Origin of the sequence: Tardiphaga sp. OK245 (assembly GCF_900108575.1) — a bacterium.
In the GTDB taxonomy this organism is placed as follows: domain Bacteria; phylum Pseudomonadota; class Alphaproteobacteria; order Rhizobiales; family Xanthobacteraceae; genus Tardiphaga; species Tardiphaga robiniae.
This window is the reverse complement of record NZ_FNWZ01000003.1, coordinates 708,787-729,448: the sequence shown is the minus strand read 5'-3', so window position 1 is coordinate 729,448 and position 20,662 is coordinate 708,787. Positions and strand designations below refer to the sequence as shown.

The following is a 20,662-nucleotide window of genomic DNA, read 5'->3' as shown; positions in this document are numbered from 1 at the left end:
TTTCCTTGACCCTGGGCGTTGATGGGGGCTAATCGGCCCCATGAGCACACGCGCATTCATCACCGGTGTATCTGGGCTGGAGCTGACCGCTGAAGAGCGCGCATTTCTGCGTGCGGAACGGCCGTGGGGCTTCATTCTCTTTAAGCGGAATATTGATAATCCCGCCCAAGTCGCTCGACTTGTAGAAGATTTACGCGGCACGACCGGTGATCTCGATGCGCCGGTCCTGATCGACCAAGAAGGCGGGCGTGTGCAGCGTCTGGGACCGCCGCATTGGCCGGTCTATCCGCCCGGCGCGGTGTTCAGCGTGCTCTACGACGCCGACCCGGAAGCAGGTCTCAGGGCGGCCTGGCTCAGCTCACGGCTCATTGCGAGTGACCTTGTGGACCTCGGCATCACCGTTGATTGCCTGCCGCTGGCAGACGTCCCGGTGGAGGGCGCTGATGCCGTGATCGGCAATCGCGCCTATGGCAGCGAGCCCGGCAAGGTCGCGATTATTGCCCGCGCCGTGACCGACGGTCTGTCGCAAGGTGGCATTCTACCGGTCCTCAAACACATTCCCGGCCATGGTCGGGCCACCGCCGATACCCATTTCAAATTGCCGATCGTGGATAACGCGAAGAGTGAGCTCGAAGCCTCTGATTTCGAAGCGTTTCGTCCGCTAGCCGACCTGCCGATGGCGATGACTGCACATGTTGTGTTTAGCGCTCTGGACGCCACCCAACCGGCCACGACTTCTGCGACAATCATCGAGCAGGTGATTCGCGGCAGTATCGGGTTCCAAGGTTTGTTGATGAGTGATGACGTGTCCATGAATGCTCTGGCGGGATCGATCGCGGAACGCACGCGGGCGATCGTCAGCGCGGGGTGCGACATGGTCCTGCATTGCAACGGCAAGCTGGACGAGATGCGCGACGTCGTCAGCGAGACCCCGGTTCTGGCCGGGAAGGCGCTTGAGCGCGCCAAGGCGGCCATCGCCGCCCGCGGTCAGCCGCAGCCGTTCGACCGCGCCGCTGGCCGCGCGGAACTGGACGCCTTGATCGCTCGAGCAGGAGCAAGTGCATGAGCGCTGAGATTTTGTCGTTTGAGACCGGACTGCCGGCCGAGGTCGTTCCCGACGACGAGCCGTCGCTGGTCGTCGACGTCGAAGGTTACGAAGGCCCGCTCGACCTGCTGCTCGCGCTCGCACGTCAGCAGAAGGTCGACCTGCACAAGATTTCGATCCTCGCGCTGGCTGACCAGTATCTGCTGTTCATCGAGGCCGCGCGGAAGATCCGTCTGGAACTGGCGGCCGACTATCTGGTGATGGCGGCGTGGCTGGCATTCCTGAAGTCGCGCCTGCTGCTGCCGGATACGACGGTGCCGGGCGAAGGCCCGAGCGCCGAGGATATGGCGACCGCGCTGGCCAACCGGCTGCGCCGCCTCGAAGCCATCCGCGAAGCCTCGAACAGGCTGATGACCCGGCCGCAGCTCAACCGCGACATCTTTCCGCGCGGCGTTCCCGAGTCGATCGCCGAAGTGAAGCATCCGCGCTTCACGGCGACGCTTTACGACCTGCTGTCGGCCTACGCGACCCAGCGCCAGGCTCGCGTGCTGACGCGCGTCCATCTCGCCAAGCGCACCGTATGGTCGCTGAGCGAAGCACGCGCCTCGCTGGAACGGTTGGTCGGCATGGCAGAGGACTGGAGCCGTCTCGATGAATATCTGCTGGCCTATGTCGCCGACCCCGCGCAGCGCGCGACGGTGATGGCCTCGAGTTTTGCAGCTGCGCTTGAACTGGTCCGTGAGGGCACGCTCGACCTCAGCCAGAAAGAAGCATTCGCGCCTTTGTATTTCCGCAAGCACATCGCCCAGCCTGTGCAGGTGGAGCCGGAAGTTCCGGCCGAGTAAGTGGAAGAAGGAGATCCAGACATGGCAAGCCTCGCCGAGAAACGCATCGACGATGTCGAGGATCAGATCGTGCAGTCCGAGGGACAGACCGAGGTCCAGTCGGAGGCGCGCCCAGAAGAATTGCGCCTGCTCGAAGCGCTGTTGTTCGCATCCACCGAGCCGCTCGACCAATCCGCGCTGGCCAAGCGCATGCCGGATGGCGTCGATATCAAGGCGGCACTGGCGCAGTTGCAGGCCGATTACGCCATGCGCGGCGTCAATCTGGTCCGTGTCGCCAACAAATGGACGTTCCGCACCGCCGGTGACCTGTCCTGGCTGATGACCCGCGAGACCACCGAAACCCGCAAGCTGTCGCGTGCGGCGATCGAAGTGCTCGCCATCGTTGCCTATCACCAGCCGGTGACCCGCGCCGAAATCGAAGACATTCGCGGCGTCATCACCTCCAAGGGCACGCTCGACGTGCTGCTGGAAACCGGCTGGATCAAGCCGCGTGGCCGTCGCAAGACGCCGGGCCGGCCGCTGACTTTCGGCACCACCGAGAGCTTCTTGTCGCAGTTCAGCCTGGAGGCACTCGGCGATCTGCCGGGTCTTGAGGAACTCAAGGGCACTGGTCTCTTGGATTCGCGGCTGCCGTCCGGCTTCAGCGTGCCCAATCCGTCCGACGATCCAACGCTCCGCGAGGACGAGGATCCGCTGGAGGGCGGCGAACTGGAACTGGCGCTGTCGGCACCCGATCCGGAATTCCCCGAACTGCAGCTCAAGGAACCCGAAGCCGGGACTGTCGGATACGCTGGTGAGGCCCAGGCATTTGCCGAGGCCAAGGCCGAATTCACTGAAACGGCAGATGTCGTGGAGCCAGAGAGCGAAGCGGCCGAGGTCGCGGAACTTGAAGCGCGTGATCTCGACGTGATCGAGCCCGAGCAAGGCGAGGCCGAAGCGGCTGAAGTCGCAGAGCCCGAGTCGGATGAAGACGAGACCGCTGAGCCCGAAACGGCCGAACTCGACGACGATGAAGACGATTCCGACGACGCGGAAGACGACGAGCTTGACGAGGACGATCAGGACGAAGATGGGCCGGATGACGCTGAGCCGGACGCAACCGACCGGGACAACGACCGCAAGCACTGATCGCGGCATTAACGCTCGCGGCATTGCGCCGCGACATCCGCGATTCCACGAGGGTTAAGTCCTTGTTTTTGACACCCCCGCAGCCTACGTTCCGGTCAGATCAGGCTGGGCGACTGGCCGCGTGTTTGGAGGGTTAGCAGGATGGGTTCACTCAGCATTTGGCACTGGATCGTCGTGATCGGAGTGGTCCTGCTGTTGTTCGGGCGCGGCAAGATTTCCGACCTGATGGGCGACGTTGCGCAGGGTATCAAGGCCTTCAAGAAGGGCATGGCGGACGACGACAAGCCGGCAGACAAGCCGACCGAGCCGGTTCGCACCATCGACCAGACCCCGCCGGCGCCGACCGCCAACCGTACGGACGTCGGCAGCAAGGTTGTCTGAGGTTCCGAAGGGATTGTCCTTGGGGATCGCGGCGGCCATTGAAGGAGACGCGGGCACATCCAGCCCCGCGTGAGCGGATTTTTTCATGTTCGATATCGGGTGGAGTGAACTGGTCGTCATCGCGGTCGTCGCGCTGATTGCCATCGGCCCGAAAGAACTGCCCGGCGTGCTGCGCATGGTCGGGCAGTGGATGGGCAAGGCCCGCAAGATGGCCTCGGAATTCCAGGGCCAGTTCAACGAGGCGATGCGCGAAGCCGAAATGGCCGACGTCAAAAAGGCCTTCGACGACGTGAAGGATGTCGCTTCCGGCTTCACCACCAACAACATCATGACCTCGCTGACCAAGGACGTCAGTGACGCCAATTCTTCAGTCGATATGGCCATCGACAAGGCTGACAATCTCGACACGCCTCCGGCCGTGCCCACCACGCCCGAGCCGCCTACACCCGAGACCTTCGTTGAGGCCGAGACGCATGCGCAGGAAACTGCTGCAGTGAACGAACCACTGGCCATTACCCGGGAAGTGCAGCCGTCGCCGGTCGAAACTCCCGCTGCCGCCCATGATGGCGCAGCAGCCCCCGACGCGGCCAGTCCCGATGTTCTGAAGGACGCCAAAGCGTCATGAGTGCCGAAGATATCGAAGCCTCCAAGGCTCCCTTGATGGATCACCTGATCGAGCTGCGGTCGCGGCTGATCAAGGCGCTGCTCGCATTTGCCGTGGCCTTCATCTTCTGCTTCTTCTTCGCCAAGCAGATCTACAACGTGCTGGTCTGGCCGTTCGTCTGGGTCGCCGGCCCAGAGAATTCGAAGTTCATCTACACCGCGCTGCTGGAGTACTTTCTGACCCAACTCAAGCTGGCGATGTTTGGCGCCGGCTTCATCTCGTTTCCGGTAATTGCCGCGCAGATCTACATGTTCGTGGCGCCCGGCCTCTACAAGCACGAGAAGGGCGCGTTTCTGCCTTACCTGATCGCGACGCCGTTCTTCTTCGCGCTGGGCTCGCTGCTGGTCTATTTCCTCGTGCTGCCGATGCTGATCCGGTTCTCGCTGGGCATGCAGCAGACTGGAAGCTCCGATACCGCGCAGATCGCGCTGCTGCCCAAGGTAGGCGAATATCTCTCACTGATGATGTCGCTGATCTTCGCCTTCGGAATCGCCTTCCAGCTCCCCGTCATCCTGACACTGCTTGGCCGCATCGGCATCCTCACGTCGAAGCAGCTGCGCGAAAAGCGCCGCTACTTCATCGTCATCGCTTTCGTTATCGCGGCCGTGCTGACGCCGCCCGATGTGATCAGCCAGGCCTCCCTCGCGATCCCGCTGCTGATCCTCTACGAAGGTTCGATCATCGCGGTCAGCATGGTCGAGAAGAACGCCGCCAAGGCCGCTGCTGCCAAGGCTGCGGCGGGGACCGGCACGGACGTGACGCCGGCGGAGTAGGGGCGTCGCCTCCTTGCAATCACAACCTCGGCAATCTACTTTGGGTTGTGTTTGGTCTTGTGCTGGGGAGGTGATTGTGGCCTTTGCATTTGATACACTCGGCTATTCGAAGCGTCTCCGCGAAGCGGGGATCGCGGATAAGCAGGCCGAGGCACACGCCGAAGCGGCACGGGATTTCATCATGACCGAGCTAGTGACGAAATCTGACTTGCTTGGAGTGAAGTTGGACCTGGAGTCTAGATTGCTTGCCACACGGAATGATTTGCAGGCCGCCATCGAGAAATCTTCACTGCAGATGACGTTACGTCTTGGCGGCATCGTCGCGGTTGGCATCGGTATACTGGCGGCTCTCCAGCGCATGCATTAACGGGCCGCTGGCCCATTTCATGTTCCAAATGTCGGCTATTCGGGGTACTCAGAGCCGCTTTCGCTCAGGAATCCCGTCATGCACGACATTAAATCGATCCGCGACAATCCCGAAGCTTTCGACGCTGCGCTGAAGCGGCGGGGACTGGCGCCGCTGTCGGTATCGCTGCTGGCGATCGATGAAGCGCGCCGGACCGCGATCCTTGCGTCCGAGCAGGCGCAAGCCCGGCGCAATGCAGCCTCGAAGGAAATCGGTGAAGCCAAAAAGACCAAGGACGAGGTGCGCGCCAATGCGCTGATGGCCGAGGTCACCGAGCTCAAGACGACGATGCCGGCGATGGAAGCCGCGGTGAAGGGCGCCGAGGATAAGCTCAAGGTCGCGCTTGCTGAAATCCCGAACCTTCCGCTCGACGAAGTGCCTGAGGGTGTCGACGAACACGGCAATGTTGAGCGTCATCACTTCGGCGCCGGGCGCAACTACGCGTTCACGCCGAAAGCTCATTACGATATCGGCGAAGCCTTGGGCTTCATGGATTTCGAGGCCGCGGTCAAACTCTCGGGCGCACGCTTCGTCGTGCTCAAGAAAGGCCTTGCACGGCTGGAGCGTGCCATCGGGCAGTTCATGCTCGATCTGCATACGAATGAGCATGGCTACACCGAAGTGAACCCACCGCTCTTGGTTCGCGACGATGCGATGTTTGGCACTGCGCAGCTTCCGAAGTTTCGCGATGATCAATTCGCCGCCGGTGCGATCGGCAATGAGGGACAGGGCTATTGGCTCATCCCCACCGCCGAAGTCCCGCTGACGAATCTCGTCCGTGAATCCATCCTTGACGAAAAAGAGCTGCCGCTGCGTATGACGGCGCTGACGCCGTGCTTCCGTGCCGAGGCTGGCGCTGCCGGCCGCGATACGCGGGGCATGATCCGCCAGCATCAATTCACCAAAGTTGAACTGGTCTCGATCACCACACCCGAGGAGAGCAAGAACGAGCATGAGCGCATGCTGTCCTGCGCCGAGGAAGTGCTGCGTCGGCTTGGCCTGCATTACCGCGTGATGACGCTGTGCACCGGCGATATGGGCTTCGCTGCGCAGAAGACCTACGACATCGAGGTCTGGATGCCGGGCCAGGGCGAGGGCGGTGCTTACCGCGAGATTTCGTCCTGTTCGGTCTGCGGCGATTTCCAGGCGCGGCGCATGGATGCGCGCTCGCGCGGGCCGGATGGCAAACCGCGCTTCGTGCACACTCTGAATGGTTCGGGCACCGCCGTCGGTCGCGCGCTGATCGCCGTGATGGAAAACTATCAGCAGGAAGACGGCTCGATCGCCGTTCCGGATGTGCTGCAGCCTTATATGGGCGGCCTCAAGGTGGTTCAGGCCAGCTAGGCGTCGTCGCGCGCCAGCCGTTCAGGCGCGGCTGGCCGTCACCAGCGCGCATTTGGCTTTCTCGGCTTTTATGTTGACAAAGCCCATATGCGTCATCGGAAACGCCTTGCGGCTTTTCGTGCTGACGGTCTCCGCGATGACGCGGCGACGCTCCGTCACATAGCGTCCATCCCGGCTGCGGAAGGCACAGGCGATTTCGAGGTCCTTGACCGGATAGTCGTTGGCGTTGCGGACGGTGAAAGTCATCAGCGCTCTGGAGCCGAGACCGCCGCGGCGAAACGATTGGCGGGAGAGGCTGAGACGGGTGAGCTCCGCGGCGTCGGGGACGCTGACGAGTTGTGAAGGAGTGGGTTTGGCAAAGTCCTCCTCACTCAACTCGTCGGGCATAGTTGCCACTACCGCCGTATTGAGGGTGAGATCGGGCTTGGTCTCGGCCAATCTGGGAAGCAGCAGCCACCCCGTCAGGGCGACAACCGCGATCGCCGGCAATCCGATGATCAACACCCGTTCGAGCTGTCTCGCCATCTCCGTCGCCCTATGGGGCGCTGCGACCAAGGCCATCCGGGTCGAGCGCGCATGCTTCAGACGCAACTGGCACTCACCTACCTGAGTTAAAAATCCCGACGACGCCGAAATGTTCCGGCTCGCGGGAAAAATCGCCTTCGAGACAGCCCCGGTAGCGCACGAGCAGCGCCCAAAATGGGGGTGGCAAAAGCGGGCACATGCTGGCAAAAACCGGTGCCGGCTAGCGGCCCTCCCGATCGAAAAGGCACCTCACGAATGCGCATTCTCTGCACCAATGACGACGGCATTCACGCCCCCGGCCTGAAGATCATCGAGCAGATTGCCAAGGAATTATCGGATGATGTCTGGGTGGTGGCGCCCGAGCTCGATCAGTCCGGTGTGTCGCATTCATTGTCGCTGAACGATCCGTTGCGGCTGCGCGAAGTCGGCCCCCGGCACTATGCCGTGCGCGGCACGCCGACCGACTGTGTCATTATGGGCGCGCGTCATATCCTGAAAGACAAGCAGCCGGATCTCGTATTGTCCGGCGTCAACAAGGGCCGCAACGTCGCCGAGGACGTGGTCTATTCCGGTACCATCGCCGGTGCGCTCGAGGGCACCATTCTCGGCATTCCGTCGGTGGCGTTGAGCCAGGAATTCTCGATGGAAACGCGTCACAATCCGCAATGGGAGACCGCGCTGAAATTCGGGCCAGACGTGCTGCGCAAGGTCATCAAGGCGAGCGTGCCGAAGAACACCGTCATCAACGTCAACTTCCCGGCCTGCGCGGCCGACGAGGTGAAAGGTGTCGTTGTCACCCGGCAGGGCAAGCGCAATCAGGGCTTTTTGCGCGTCGATGAGCGGCGCGATGGCCGCAACAATCCGTATTTCTGGATCGGTTTCGAGCGCATCGTCGCCGCGGAAGCCCCGCTGGAGGGCACCGATCTCGCAGCCCTTGCTGCGCGCTATGTATCCGTCACGCCGCTGCGTCTCGATCGCACGGACGATGTATTCTCCGAAGCGCTGACGAAGGCGCTGGGCTGAGGTTTCGAGATAGGCGAGGGTGCTCGCCTAGACCGCGACGCCCTTGAGCGTCGTGGACAGCACCTGTGCCAGCGTTTCCATCTGGAACGGCTTCTGCAGCGTGGGGCGGTCACGAAATTCTTCCGGCAGGCCTTGCGCGCCGTAGCCAGTCGCGAAGATGAACGGGCGGTTGCGCGATGCGATCACTTCGGCGACCGGCGAAATCACCTTGCCGTTGACGTTGACGTCGAGGATCGCGATGTCGAACTTCGCAGACCCAGCCAGCCTGATCGCCTCGTTGATGTCGCCGGCTTCCGCGGCCACGCTGTAGCCGAGTTCCTCAAGCATATCGGCGACCATCATGCGGATCATGACCTCGTCTTCGACCAGGAAGACGGAGCCGCCCGGCGGGTTCGTTGCAGTCATGGCCGGTTTCCTTGCCCCAATCCTCTGAACAAAATCGCAAATTCCCGGGTTGAACGCAATCTCGACGCATTGCCATTTTCGTGACCCAAAGACGCAGTCGCGTGTTCGGTACCAGATAGAGCAAGATCAGGATTTCAGCGCCCCGCCCATAACAGGCTGGTATGTTGCTGGTTCCGCGCGCGGAACAATAAAAGTTGTCGTAAGGCTATCCCGGTTCCGATCGCAGAAATACATCAATCTATCTTTGCTAGATCGAGAGTGTTTCTAACCTGTGCTGCGTGAGGCATTTCCATGATTACCGTCGGACAGCCGCCCGAACAGATGACCTTTCAGCTTGGTCTACGGCGCCGTGGGATCAGCGATCGGCTGGTGCTGCGCGCAATGGAGGATATTCCGCGTGATCGCTTCGTCGAGCCGAACGATCGCGCCCACGCCTGGCGGGATACGGCCTTGGCGATTGCCTGCGGTCAGACCATCAGCCAGCCCTTCGTGGTGGCCTATATGACCGAACAGCTGCAATTGAATGCTGGTCACCGTGTGCTCGAGGTCGGCACGGGATCGGGCTACCAGGCCGCGATCCTGTCAAAACTTGTCCGCGACGTGCTCAGCATCGAGCGCTATCGCACGCTGGCCGACGCCGCCCGGACCCGTTTGGAGGCACTCGGTCTCCACAATATCGAGGTCATGCTCGGCGATGGCCTCAATCCGGCTGCCAATTTGGGATCGTTTGACCGGATCGTCGTGACCGCCGCCATGGAGGAGGTGCCAGTGGCGCTGACCGATCGGCTTGAGGAGGGGGGTATTCTGCTTGCGCCGGTTGGTCCTCACAATGGCGTCCAGACCCTGGTCCGGATCCGCAAAACCGGGGATGGATTGGAGCGAAAGGAGCTCGTGGATGTACGTTTCGTGCCTGCACTTCCAGGCATCGCGCGCGAACTCTGAAAAAAGTTCGTGAACGGCTGTCACGTGTTGGTCGCAAGGTTAAAGGCTTGGTAACGGAGACGGTGTTTACTCAATTCAGTTGTTTGTTGCGTATGAGTGAGTAACCAATGTCCAGCGTTGTCGAGTTGCTTTACTCGCGCCGCGCTCCGCAGGTCGCGGTGCTGGCGCTGATGTCTATCGGTTTTGCCGGCTGCAGCGCCGACATGCAGACACGGCTATCTCAGAATCCAAATTTTGACTCAGGTCAGTCCCGTGGCTTTGGCTGGCAAGGTGAAACCACCGGCTCGGTACCGCAGCGCGCACCGCGCGCGCCGGTCGAGCGCCAGGAGCTGCCGCAATATCAGCGCCCGGCCTATAATCCGCAGCCGCAGTATCAATCCCAGCCTTTGCCGCCGCCGATCTCGGCGCCGCAGTCCTATCCGACAGCCCGTCCGGTTGCATCGGCTGCTCCCGTCAGCGGGGGCGGCAACGGTATGTATACGCCGCCGCCCGCACGTGCGCCGATCGAAACCACCGGCTCCACGGCACCGCGCTCGGTTGCAGCGACCAACGGCCTTGCCCGTGATGGCGGCACCTCGATCATCGTCGGCACCAGCGACACGCTCGACGGTCTGGCGAAGCGCTACAACGTCTCGTCGGCCGCGATCCTGCAGGCCAATGGCTACAAGGGTCCGCGCGCGCTGTCGCCCGGCCAGTCGCTGATCATTCCGCGCCAGGGCGCCGCGGCAACTCCGGCCGTTGCTGCTGCTCCGAGCAAACCTGCCGTCGGCGCGTCGACCACGCATTTCGTCAATCGCGGCGATACGCTGATGAGCATCTCGCGCCGGAACAACGTGCCGGTGGCCGAACTCGCGCGCGCCAATGGTCTGGCGCCGACTGCCCAGTTGAAGCTCGGCTCCAAGATCACGGTACCCGGCGCGCGTACGGCCAATGCAGCTCCTGCAGCCGCGCCGCTCGCTGCGCCCGTCGCAGCCGTGACGGCTGCTCCGGCTGGCGCGGTCACGTCCGCTGCCGTGGCCCGTGTTGCTTCTGCCGAACCCGCACAGAAGGCCCGTCTCGCAAGTGCCACGACGACGCCTGAAGAAACCACGCCGGAATCGCCGACTAAAGCCGCTGACGCAACCGGCGCTTTGCCGACGTTCCGTTGGCCGGTGCGCGGCCGCGTGGTCACAGGCTATGGCGCCAAGACCAATGGCAAGTCCAACGACGGCATCAACGTCGCCGTGCCGGAAGGCACGCCGATCAAGGCTGCCGAAGATGGCGTCGTTGCCTATTCCGGCAACGAGCTGAAGGGTTACGGCAATCTGGTCCTCGTTCGTCACTCCAACGGCTACGTCACCGCATATGCCCATGCGAGTGAGCTGATGGTGAAGCGTGGCGAGACCATCAAGCGCGGTCAGGTGATCGGCAAGTCCGGCCAGTCCGGTGAGGTTACTTCGCCGCAGCTTCACTTCGAGATCCGCAAGGGCTCGTCGCCGGTCGATCCGCTGCAGTTCCTCAACGGGGCGTAAGCGCAATCCACGAAGTGTAGTTCGCATTTAAGCAAGCCCGGCCTCGTGCCGGGCTTGATGCGTTTGATCCCGGGGCTGCGGCCCACTCCAGCTCCGGAGTCTTCAGCGCGCTGCTGCGAGTGGGCAGCTTGCGCGCGCAAGCTCGGTTGACTGCCGCGCGATGTTGCCCATATGTGGACATGTCGTGGTTCTTCGGGAAGGTTTGCCCGAAGCTAAGAGGGAAGCCGGTGAGGCGTTAAGCCAAGGCCGGAGCTGCCCCCGCAACTGTAAGCGGTGAGCCGCTGTCCATTAAAGTCACTGAGACCTGCAAAGGTTTTGGGAAGGCCGGACAGCAGCATTGACCCGCGAGCCAGGAGACCTGCCTCGACAACATAAACGTCCTCGGGCGGGGTGTCCCGGTGGTGCGGTTGCGATTCCGCGACTGCCGTCGTGGAATCCAGACGTGTCACTTTGGCCTTTTGCCCCCAATCATTGGGGTTAAGCCATGTCTACTGTGTCAAAGTCTATCACTTCCAAATCTACTTCCTCACTGCGTGTTGCTACATTGGGTACGCCACGGATCGGTCCGCGGCGTGAACTCAAGATGGCGCTGGAAAGCTATTGGTCCGGTGCAATCGACGAGAACGCGCTGATCGATGTCGGCGTCGGGCTGCGTGCCGCAAATTGGGCGCGTCAGAAGTCGCTCGGGATCACGGTCATGCCGTCGAACGACTTCTCCTTCTACGATCAGGTGCTCGATACCAGCGTCATGGTCGGTGCCATTCCTGAGGTCTATGGTTGGAAGGGCGGAGACGTTTCCTTCGCAACCTACTTTGCCATGGCACGTGGATCACAAGGCGATGCGCATGACGAGGCCTGTACGCATGGGTCTCACGCGCATGATACGTCGCAAGGCGTACCAGCGCAGGAGATGACCAAGTGGTTTGATACTAACTACCATTTCATGGTCCCGGAGCTGACGCCGGATCAGACGTTCAGTCTCGCATCGCGCAAGCCGATCAAGGAGTACGAAGAGGCGAGATCGCTGGGCTATCAGACACGACCTGTGCTGGTTGGGCCTGTAACCTATCTGAAGCTGGCCAAGAGTGCGGATGCGTCATTCGATCCGGTGACGCTGCTCGACAGATTGCTGCCCGTCTATGTTGATGTGCTTGGGGAATTGGCCGACAGCGGCGCCGAGTGGGTGCAACTGGATGAGCCGTGTCTGGTGCTCGATCTCGACGCATCCGCTCGGCAGGCACTGCAGAAGACCTATGCGGCTTTTGCCGAAGCGGTTCCGCAACTCAGGATCATGCTGAACACCTATTTTGGTGAGCTGGGCGACAACCTCGATCTGGCCCTGTCGCTTCCCGTCGCCGGGCTTCATCTCGATCTGGTCCGCGCGCAGGACCAGTTCGATGAAGTCGCTGCGAAGGCGCGGAAGGACATGATCCTCTCGCTCGGCGTGATCGATGGACGTAATATATGGCGGTCCGATCTGTCCAGTCTGCTCGATGGGTTGGAACCCATGGTCGATCTGCTGGGGCGGGATCGCGTTGAGCTGGCGCCGTCCTGCTCACTGCTGCATGTGCCGATCGATCTCGGCCTTGAGACCGAGCTCGATCCGGACGTCAGAAGCTGGCTGGCCTTTTCAGTTCAGAAAATGGAGGAACTGGCGGCGCTCGGATCCGCCTTGGCTGGTAGTCGCGCGGATGTCGCCGCAAAGCTCGCTGCGTCGGATGCGGCGGCAGCCGCGCGGGTCGCATCGTCGAAGATCCACGATCTTGCTGTCACCAAACGCGTCGCTTCTGTTGATGCGACTATGCGTCGTCGCAGCAGCGATTTTGCCACGCGCGCGAGCGAGCAGCATCGGCGCTTCAAGCTGCCGGCATTTCCGACCACGACCATCGGCTCGTTTCCGCAGACCGCGGAAGTGAGAAACGCTCGCGGGGCCCATGTCAGGGGCACGCTCAGCGATGCCGCCTACAAGACGTTCCTGCAAAACCAAACGGCGAGGGCAGTGCGCTGGCAGGAGAATATCGGTCTCGACGTGCTGGTGCATGGCGAGTTCGAGCGCAACGACATGGTGCAGTATTTTGGCGAGCAACTTTCCGGCTTCGCCTTCACCAAGCATGGCTGGGTGCAGTCCTATGGCTCCCGCTATGTGCGGCCTCCTGTCTTGTTTGGAGACGTGTCCCGGCCGCATCCCATGACCGTGGAATGGTGGCACTATTCGCAGTCGCTCACCGAGAGGCCGATGAAGGCTATGCTGACAGGGCCTGTCACGATCCTGAACTGGTCGTTCGTGCGCGACGATATTCCCCGCGAAGTTGCCTGTCGGCAGATTGCGCTCGCGATCCGCGATGAGGTGGCAGATCTGGAGAAGGCTGGGGCCGGCATGATCCAGATCGACGAAGCGGCACTCCGTGAAGGGCTTCCGCTGCGCAAATCGGAATGGAAGTCCTATCTCGATTGGGCCGTGGAGAGCTTCCGCATCTGTTCGTCAGGCGTGCGGGATGACACGCAGATCCATACGCATATGTGCTACTCGGAGTTCAACGACATCATCGATGCGATCGGTGCCATGGATGCCGATGTGATCTCCATCGAAACGTCACGTTCGAAGATGGAACTGCTCGATGCGTTCAGGACCTACAAGTACCCGAACGAGATAGGTCCCGGGGTCTATGACATCCACTCGCCGCGGGTGCCTGAAACGCGCGATATGGTCGATCTGCTCAAGCTTGCACGGCAGCGGCTGGCGGACTCCCAGCTCTGGATCAATCCCGATTGCGGGCTGAAGACCCGCAAATGGGATGAGGTGCGGCCTGCGCTCGTCAACATGGTCGCGGCAGCACGCGAGTTGCGAAGCCTCGTCTAGGACAAATCGACTGCCGCTCCGTTGTCATGACGGGGCGGCATTTGCCTTTACTTTGTGGCCAGCTTCACGCCGAGACGGCCAGCGAGCTCCTGCACGAACTGCCAGGCCACGCGACCTGAGCGCGAGCCACGGGTGGTCGACCATTCCAATGCGTCTCGCTCCAGCTCGGCGGCGTCGGTCTTGAGGCCATAGTGGCTGCAATAGCCGCGCACCATGTCGAGATATTCGTCCTGGCTGCATTTGTGGAAGCCGAGCCAGAGGCCGAAACGATCCGACAGCGACACCTTCTCCTCGACGGCTTCGCCGGGATTGATCGCGGTCGAGCGTTCGTTCTCGATCATCTCGCGCGCCAGAAGATGGCGGCGGTTCGAGGTCGCATAGAGGATCACGTTGTCCGGCCGGCCTTCGATGCCGCCTTCCAATACGGCTTTCAGCGATTTGTAGGACGCATCGTTGCCGTCGAAAGAAAGATCATCGCAGAACACGATGAAATAGAAATCCGAGGCGCGGATCTGTTCCATCAGCGCCGGCAGGCTCTCGATGTCCTCGCGATGAATCTCGACCAGCTTGAGACGACCAGCGACGGACTTGCTGGCATTGACCAAGGCATGCGCGGCCTTGACCAGTGACGACTTGCCCATGCCGCGCGCGCCCCAAAGCAGCGCATTGTTGGCCGGCAGGCCGTTGGCGAAACGCCGGGTGTTCTCGATCAGGGTGTCGACCTGCTGGTTGATGCCCTGCAGCAGGCCGATATCGACCCTCGAGACCTTCGGCACCGGCGCAAGGCGGCCGTCGGGATGCCAGATAAAGGCTTCGGCGCTGCCCAGAGAATCAGCGTTGGACAACTTCGGCGCCGCGGCAGCCATGCCGGCGGCAATGGCCTCAAGGGCGAGCGCGATCCGCTCATCGATCTGGGGGGCGGCGGCTGGTCGCGGACGTTTTGCCGCGGTCGTGTGGACGGTCTTGGACGTGCGGGTCGCAGGGGCCTTTTTGGCAGGGCGGCGGCTTGTTTTATTGGGCTTTTTTGACAAAACAGTTTATCTCAACGATCTCAATGGTTTCCCACGGAGTGTTTCTCAAAAACGCTCCGTACAGGTACCTATATTTCCGCGAACTTTGTGGGCTTTGATATAGGACCTGCCGGTAATCGCAAGCGACGCCATTTCGGCGACCGCTGTTACTCCGCGAGGTCGAGCATTCTGTTATGTGTGGTCCGCTGTATTAGTGCGGTGCCTCGATCTTAAGCGTCAGCGACGCTCGCTGGATCAAAAATGGTATTCTGGAAAATCTTCTGATCCTCGCCGTCATCTTCCACTGTGGCCCCCGGAACGTATCCTGCGGGCGCCCACGGTTCGTTTCTTTTCCAATACCCAAATTTTGGCAAGCGGACAAAATGCTCCTGCATTCGCCACATCATAGTGCTGAAGACCATCTCTGGGTCCTTGCCGTATATCTGTATCCCCCGCTTACCCAACTCGTTGAACAACTCACCACGCATCACGGGGCGTCCGCGCTTTACAATTATGTCCCAGGCCGCACGCCCGACAGTCTCCCTGTCCGGATTCTTGGGAGGAATAATCCGCGCCGAATTAACCACTGAATTCAGCGTCATCGAACCCTGTGTATAGTGGGTATTGACCGGAATGCTCGGCGAATGTTGGCCGCCGTCAGCATAGTGGTGCCACGCTGCGATGAACTGGTCGATCGACGCTATCTCTTTTCGACAGTCTTCAAGCGACTGAGATAGCTGATTAATTCGCGATGCGAGATCGTCACGCCGCTTCTGTGCGTTCGAAAGGGCAAGGTCGGACACGGGCGTTCTCCTGTGTTCCCTTCTTGTACCGCGAATGTACGGGAACCGCAAGATTTCATCACATACCGGTATTGTTCGGAATGTGGAACTACTGTATAAGATTAATGTCGTCCTGAATGAACTTCGGCCCCATCACGTTGGCGCGTGTGGGGCCGATATTCAGGTTCCAGTTCGGTGTTCCGTGCACTACCGGACTGGATGGAAGTGGGAAGTGCTCCCCCCGGTCTTCAGTGCGGGGTGTAGCACTTCCTGCTCATCGGCTCAAGTGTGCCTTTAGAAGAAGGAACACTTGATATGAACAGGATCTGGATTGATCCGTACTACCGCATTCGTTTCGGCTCGATTGAGCACGTATGCGGGCACTGGCGCCGTCGTCGCGGCGCTGGTCGTTCAAACGTTGTTTACCTTACGTCTGTTGCGTAAGAGAACGACATTTGAGTTAACAACCTTGCCGCCGAGAGGTTCGCTTCTCGGCGGTTTCTTTTTTTTCTTGGCCTTTTCGATATTGGCGTGCATCTCGGCAGGCGCAACCCCTGCGAAACGCTCGGCAGCTTCGCTGAATGACATACCGATGAACAATTTTTCATCGTATTTTTTGGGCTTCGACTTTTTCATGCGATGAGCATTTCATAAGTGAGTCGCCTCTGGACGCGACCGAGAAATTTAGTCATGCGCCCGTCCTTCACTGCGTGAAGATGCAGCGCGATGTACACGGCATTGGGGTGTACAAAGGTTGCAGGCTTCAGCCGACACCAAGCCGCGAACTAGACTTAGCACTCGCTATCGCCTTGGGCTTCACGTGCTTATTCTCTTTGCCACCGAAATAAGCCTCGTCAACTTCGACGGTGCCGCGAAGTTGACGATTAAAAGAACGGGTGCGGGCAGCGTGACGCAAGCGGTGCAAAATGAACCATCCCGTCTTTTGCGTGACGTTCAGATCACGCGCAATCTGAGTGCTCGTTATGCCCTTGCGATGGGACGTGATCAGCCAGATCGCAGCCAGCCACTTACGCAATGGAATCTTGCTATCCTCGAAAATTGTACCAATGCGGATAGAGAAGCGCTGACGGCATTCAGCACATTTCCAGACCTTACCCGTGGCAAAAGAATAGACTTTGTCGTGGCCGCAGTAGGGGCAACGCTCGCCATTCTTCCAGGAGATCGACTTGAAGTAATTTATCGCGGCCATCTCGTCGGGCATGGCCTCAAATAGATCGTGCAGGCTCTTGAACTCTACTGTCATCAAACTCACCCAATCCAATGAATGAATATTAGGCGTTTAACGGACCCAAGTCAATGGGTCACACTCGTATATAATATCGTCTGAGCCTACGGAGGTCCGCAAGTGATTGCCTATATCGCTATTGCAGGTCGAGCCGGACAGCCATCAATCCTACGAACAAGATTGCTTTTGCTGATTCCGGGAAGATTTCCGGTGTTTGTTTATCGTGCTGCTTGGCGGCGAGCCGAAGCGCGCCGCGTTGGCATTTGTGAAGGCGCTGTCGTCTCGTCAGAAATGGTTGATGTCTCGCTCGCGACAAGACTCTTGTGGCGCGGTCGTTGAGACAAAAACGCGCAACGGCGCCGGCGGTTGACCAATCGGAGAAGTGACGCGCGGCACTATGCAGCGGCTTTACGCCCAAGAATCATTGGGATTTTGTGCCCCAAAAGTTATTGGGATTTTGTTGAAACAATTCGAGTTGGGAAGCCATTGAAATAGCGAGACAAAATCGCAGTTGTCGAATTCTTTGACATTTTTGACTTTCCTCGGCGCGCACCCATATCGAGCCCGGAACACATCCGCAAGCGGTACAAATCGCAGACAAATCAGAGGGTTTACCGGCGTTGCAATTGGGACGCCGGCCGCTATAGTCCGCGCGAATTTACCCAAACCGGCCGAACGCCGACGCGTCGCCGGTTTATTCCCCAGCGTTTACGAGGACTTCCCGATGTTCATTACCCCTGCGTTTGCCCAGGCTGCAGCCGGCGGCGACACCAACAGCATGCTGATGTCGCTGCTGCCTTTCGCTCTGATCTTCGTGATCATGTACTTCCTGATCCTGCGTCCGCAGCAGAAGAAGGTGAAGGACCACGCCGAGATGGTGAAGAACATCCGCCGCGGCGACACCATCGTCACCTCGGGCGGTCTGGTCGGCAAGGTCACCAAGGTGGTCGATGACGAGCAGGTTGAGTTCGAACTCGCCGAAGGCGTTCGCGTACGTCAGCTCCGCACGATGATCTCGGGCGTGCGCACCAAGGGTGAGCCCGCCAAGGAAAAGGCGGACAAGGCTGATGCCAAGGACGACGCGGCCGCGAGCTGATGCGTCTGCGCGTCGCCATTTCAAGAATCTGACGGATCATCTCGATGTTGTATTTCACGCGGTGGAAGGCGCTGGCGGTCATTCTGACGGCGCTCGTGGTCTGCCTGTGCGCGGTTCCGAATTTCTTCCCCGAAGCTACCGTGAAAACCTGGCCGAAATGGGCGCAGCGCCATCTGGTGCTGGGCCTCGACTTGCAGGGCGGCTCGCACATCCTGCTCGAAGTCGATGCCAATTCGGTCAAGAAGGACAAGCTCGATCAGGTGCGCGACGACGTCCGCCGCACACTGCGTGACGCCAAGATCGTCTATACCGGCCTTGGTGTTCGCGGCGACAATGTCGAAGTCCGTATCACCAAGGACACCGAGTATCAGACCGCGCTCACCAAGCTGCGTGAACTGTCACAGCCGCTCGGCGGCTTGATGGGGCAGAGCGGCCAGCGCAGCCTGGAAGTCTCGGACGCAGGCAACGGCCTGATCCGTCTTTCGGTGCCGCCGGCAGCGATCAATGACCGCATTCGCCAGTCGGTCGAACAGTCGATCCAGATCGTCGAGCGGCGCGTCAACGAACTCGGCACCGTCGAGCCGTTGATCCAGCGTCAGGGCCTCGATCGCATCCTGGTGCAGGTGCCCGGCCTGCAGGACCCGACCCGCCTCAAGGAATTGCTGGGCAAGACGGCGAAGCTCGACTTCCGCATGGTCGACACCTCGCTCCCGGCCGAGCAGGCGCAAGGCAGGGTGCCGCCGGACTCCGAACTCTTGATGAGCTCGCAATCTCCGAAGACGCCGTATCTCGTGAAGAAGGAAGTGCTGGTCTCGGGCGCTGACCTGACCGATGCGCAGCCGGGCTTCGATCAGCGCACCAACGAGCCGATCGTCTCCTTCCGTTTCAACACGTCCGGCGCGCGCAAGTTTGCCGATGCCACGGTGAAGAACGTCAATCTGCCCTTCGCCATTGTGCTCGATAACGAAGTGGTCTCCGCTCCGGTCATTCGCGAGCCGATCACCGGCGGCTCCGGCCAGATCTCCGGCAGCTTCACGGTGCAGGGCGCCAATGATCTCGCGATCCTGCTGCGTGCTGGCGCGCTGCCTGCGCCGCTCAGCATCATCGAGGAGCGTACCGTTGGCCCCGGCCTCGGCGCCGACTCGATCGCCAAGGGCGAGCTTGCGGCCTATGTCGGGTCGATCCTCGTCATCGTCTTCATGCTGCTGACCTACCGCCTGTTCGGCCTGTTCGCCAATATCGCGGTGACCATCAACGTTCTGATGATTTTCGGTATCCTGTCGCTGCTCAACGCCACGCTGACGCTGCCCGGCATCGCTGGCATCGTGCTGACGGTCGGCATCGCCGTGGACTCGAACGTGCTGATCTATGAGCGCATCCGCGAGGAGTTGCGCGCCGGCCGCACCGCCATTTCGGCGATCGATGCCGGCTTCAAGCGCGCGCTGGCGACCATTCTGGATTCCAACATCACGACCTTCATCGCCGCTGCGGTGCTGTTTTACATCGGCACCGGACCGGTCCGCGGCTTCGCCGTGACCTTTGGCATTGGCATCATCACAACGGTTTTCACGGCCTTCACCGTGACCCGTCTGATCGTCGCCGGCTGGGTCAGGTGGAAGCGGCCGACCAGCGTGCCGATTTGAGTTTACGGAGCAGATTTTGACAACGACACAAATGGTTCTGGCAGGTCTGGGCGCGCTGATTGTCATTCTGTCGATCGTGGCGATCTTCGATCTGTTGCCGTCGCTCCGCATCGTCCCCGACGATACGAAGTTCGATTTCACGCGCTTCCGCCGCATCTCGTTCCCGATCTCGGCGCTGCTGTCGATCCTCGCCATCGTGCTGTTCTTCACGCACGGACTGAATTTCGGCATCGACTTCAAGGGTGGCACGCTGCTCGAAGTCCAGGCCAAATCCGGTACGGCCGATATCAGCGCGATGCGCTCGACGCTCGCCGCCCTGCAACTCGGCGACGTGCAGCTGCAGCAGTTCGGCGGCGCGGCCGACGTGCTGATCCGTCTGGCCGAACAGCCGGGTGGCGATGCCGCGCAGCAGGCCGCCGTTCAGAAGGTTCGTGCAGCCCTCGGTGACAGCGTCGAATATCGCCGCGTCGAAGTGGTGGGTCCGCGCGTCTCCGGCGAATTGCTGGCTTACGGCATGCTCGGCCTGATCGTCGCGATCATGGGCATCCTGATCTATCTCTGGTTCCGCTTCGAATGGCAGTTCGCCTTGGGCGCCATGATCGCCAACGTCCACGATATCGTGCTGACGATCGGCTTCATGTCGATCACGCAGGTCGACTTCGATCTCACCAGTATTGCGGCGCTGCTGACCATTCTCGGTTATTCGCTGAATGACACCGTGGTCATCTACGATCGTATTCGCGAGATTCTGCGTCGCTACAAGAAGATGCCGATGCCGGAGCTGCTGAACGAGTCGATCAATTCGACGCTGTCGCGTTCGATCATCACCCACGTCACCGTGACGCTGGCGCTGCTGGCGCTCTACGCGTTTGGCGGCCAGGCGATCCACTCCTTCACCGCCGTCATGATCTTCGGCGTCGTGCTGGTCGGCACCTACACCTCGATCTTCATCGCTGCGCCGCTGCTGATCTATCTCGGCGTCGGCGAACACCGCGAAGACGCCGACAAGCCGGCCGCGAAGCCGAAGCCCTGA

The 20,662-nt window shown here is 60.7% G+C and carries 21 protein-coding genes and 1 riboswitch; of the genes, 15 read left to right on the top strand and 6 right to left on the bottom strand.

From position 1 onward, the window contains the following. Positions 1 to 40 precede the first annotated feature (40 nt). The 8 genes from nagZ (at position 41) to serS (ending at position 6,586) form a co-directional block, all read left to right on the top strand. Positions 41 to 1,066: a beta-N-acetylhexosaminidase gene (gene nagZ, locus BLW80_RS16015; RefSeq protein WP_093758710.1), complete on the top strand. Its 1,026-nt coding sequence runs from the start codon at positions 41 to 43 to the stop codon at positions 1,064 to 1,066. After that, the gene (locus tag BLW80_RS16010) at positions 1,063 to 1,890 is read left to right on the top strand and encodes a segregation and condensation protein A (RefSeq protein WP_093758709.1); all 828 of its coding nucleotides are present in this window, start codon (positions 1,063 to 1,065) and stop codon (positions 1,888 to 1,890) included. The genes nagZ and BLW80_RS16010 overlap by 4 nt, the downstream gene beginning before the upstream one ends. Before the next feature lie 21 nt (positions 1,891 to 1,911). Beyond that, positions 1,912 to 3,018 carry an SMC-Scp complex subunit ScpB gene (gene scpB, locus BLW80_RS16005; protein ID WP_093758708.1) on the top strand — a complete coding sequence of 369 codons (1,107 nt, stop codon included), beginning with the start codon at positions 1,912 to 1,914 and terminating at the stop codon, positions 3,016 to 3,018. Positions 3,019 to 3,159: 141 nt separating this feature from the next. Then, complete coding sequence (locus BLW80_RS16000) at positions 3,160 to 3,399, top strand: twin-arginine translocase TatA/TatE family subunit (RefSeq protein ID WP_068730798.1); 240 nt, start codon at positions 3,160 to 3,162, stop codon at positions 3,397 to 3,399. An 85-nt stretch (positions 3,400 to 3,484) separates the two neighbouring features. Next, on the top strand, positions 3,485 to 4,024 hold the full coding sequence (tatB, locus tag BLW80_RS15995; RefSeq protein ID WP_093758707.1) for a Sec-independent protein translocase protein TatB: 540 nt from the start codon (positions 3,485 to 3,487) through the stop codon (positions 4,022 to 4,024). Then, positions 4,021 to 4,836 (top strand): twin-arginine translocase subunit TatC, encoded by an 816-nt coding sequence (tatC, locus tag BLW80_RS15990; RefSeq protein ID WP_089264481.1) that lies wholly within the window; start codon positions 4,021 to 4,023, stop codon positions 4,834 to 4,836. Before tatB ends, tatC begins: the two co-directional genes overlap by 4 nt. Before the next feature lie 76 nt (positions 4,837 to 4,912). Then, the gene (locus BLW80_RS15985) at positions 4,913 to 5,203 is read left to right on the top strand and encodes a hypothetical protein (RefSeq protein ID WP_089264720.1); all 291 of its coding nucleotides are present in this window, start codon (positions 4,913 to 4,915) and stop codon (positions 5,201 to 5,203) included. A 78-nt stretch (positions 5,204 to 5,281) separates the two neighbouring features. Next, positions 5,282 to 6,586: a serine--tRNA ligase gene (gene serS / locus BLW80_RS15980; protein ID WP_093758706.1), complete on the top strand. Its 1,305-nt coding sequence runs from the start codon at positions 5,282 to 5,284 to the stop codon at positions 6,584 to 6,586. Positions 6,587 to 6,607: 21 nt separating this feature from the next. On the opposite strand, the gene BLW80_RS15975 is transcribed toward serS, so the two are convergent. Continuing rightward, positions 6,608 to 7,087, bottom strand: a complete 480-nt coding sequence (locus BLW80_RS15975) for a hypothetical protein (protein WP_170849678.1) — start codon at positions 7,085 to 7,087, stop codon at positions 6,608 to 6,610. 279 nt (positions 7,088 to 7,366) lie between these two features. Between BLW80_RS15975 and surE the strand changes: the two genes are divergently transcribed. Next, the gene (gene surE, locus BLW80_RS15970) at positions 7,367 to 8,134 is read left to right on the top strand and encodes a 5'/3'-nucleotidase SurE (RefSeq protein WP_089264478.1); all 768 of its coding nucleotides are present in this window, start codon (positions 7,367 to 7,369) and stop codon (positions 8,132 to 8,134) included. Between the two features lie 27 nt (positions 8,135 to 8,161). Here surE and BLW80_RS15965 read toward each other — a convergent pair whose 3' ends face one another. Beyond that, positions 8,162 to 8,539, bottom strand: coding sequence for a response regulator (locus tag BLW80_RS15965; protein ID WP_093758704.1), 378 nt, complete (start codon positions 8,537 to 8,539; stop codon positions 8,162 to 8,164). Between the two features lie 291 nt (positions 8,540 to 8,830). Between BLW80_RS15965 and BLW80_RS15960 the strand changes: the two genes are divergently transcribed. The 3 genes from BLW80_RS15960 (at position 8,831) to metE (ending at position 13,852) form a co-directional block, all read left to right on the top strand. Next, entirely contained in the window at positions 8,831 to 9,481 is a 651-nt protein-coding gene (locus BLW80_RS15960) for a protein-L-isoaspartate(D-aspartate) O-methyltransferase (RefSeq protein ID WP_244528263.1), read from the top strand. A 107-nt stretch (positions 9,482 to 9,588) separates the two neighbouring features. Beyond that, positions 9,589 to 10,992, top strand: coding sequence for a M23 family metallopeptidase (locus tag BLW80_RS15955; RefSeq protein ID WP_093758703.1), 1,404 nt, complete (start codon positions 9,589 to 9,591; stop codon positions 10,990 to 10,992). 168 nt (positions 10,993 to 11,160) lie between these two features. Then, positions 11,161 to 11,372, top strand: a riboswitch (cobalamin riboswitch). 125 nt (positions 11,373 to 11,497) lie between these two features. Next, a complete protein-coding gene (metE, locus tag BLW80_RS15950) occupies positions 11,498 to 13,852 on the top strand; it encodes a 5-methyltetrahydropteroyltriglutamate--homocysteine S-methyltransferase (RefSeq protein ID WP_170849719.1) in 2,355 nt (784 codons plus the stop codon). A 47-nt stretch (positions 13,853 to 13,899) separates the two neighbouring features. Here metE and BLW80_RS15945 read toward each other — a convergent pair whose 3' ends face one another. From BLW80_RS15945 to BLW80_RS15930, 4 genes are all read right to left on the bottom strand, one after another. Then, positions 13,900 to 14,883: an ATP-binding protein gene (locus tag BLW80_RS15945; RefSeq protein ID WP_093758701.1), complete on the bottom strand. Its 984-nt coding sequence runs from the start codon at positions 14,881 to 14,883 to the stop codon at positions 13,900 to 13,902. 209 nt (positions 14,884 to 15,092) lie between these two features. Continuing rightward, complete coding sequence (locus BLW80_RS15940) at positions 15,093 to 15,665, bottom strand: hypothetical protein (protein ID WP_093758700.1); 573 nt, start codon at positions 15,663 to 15,665, stop codon at positions 15,093 to 15,095. A gap of 390 nt (positions 15,666 to 16,055) precedes the next feature. Then, positions 16,056 to 16,280, bottom strand: a complete 225-nt coding sequence (locus BLW80_RS15935; protein ID WP_093758699.1) for a hypothetical protein — start codon at positions 16,278 to 16,280, stop codon at positions 16,056 to 16,058. Between the two features lie 127 nt (positions 16,281 to 16,407). Then, positions 16,408 to 16,908 carry an IS1595 family transposase gene (locus BLW80_RS15930; RefSeq protein ID WP_093758698.1) on the bottom strand — a complete coding sequence of 167 codons (501 nt, stop codon included), beginning with the start codon at positions 16,906 to 16,908 and terminating at the stop codon, positions 16,408 to 16,410. Positions 16,909 to 17,614: 706 nt separating this feature from the next. Between BLW80_RS15930 and yajC the strand changes: the two genes are divergently transcribed. Genes yajC through secF form a run of 3 tightly spaced genes read left to right on the top strand, consistent with a single transcriptional unit; the run spans position 17,615 to position 20,662 of the window. After that, positions 17,615 to 17,986 (top strand): preprotein translocase subunit YajC, encoded by a 372-nt coding sequence (gene yajC / locus BLW80_RS15925; RefSeq protein ID WP_093758697.1) that lies wholly within the window; start codon positions 17,615 to 17,617, stop codon positions 17,984 to 17,986. A gap of 44 nt (positions 17,987 to 18,030) precedes the next feature. Then, complete coding sequence (secD, locus tag BLW80_RS15920) at positions 18,031 to 19,629, top strand: protein translocase subunit SecD (RefSeq protein ID WP_093758696.1); 1,599 nt, start codon at positions 18,031 to 18,033, stop codon at positions 19,627 to 19,629. Positions 19,630 to 19,660: 31 nt separating this feature from the next. Beyond that, positions 19,661 to 20,662 carry a protein translocase subunit SecF gene (gene secF / locus BLW80_RS15915; protein WP_170849718.1) on the top strand — a complete coding sequence of 334 codons (1,002 nt, stop codon included), beginning with the start codon at positions 19,661 to 19,663 and terminating at the stop codon, positions 20,660 to 20,662.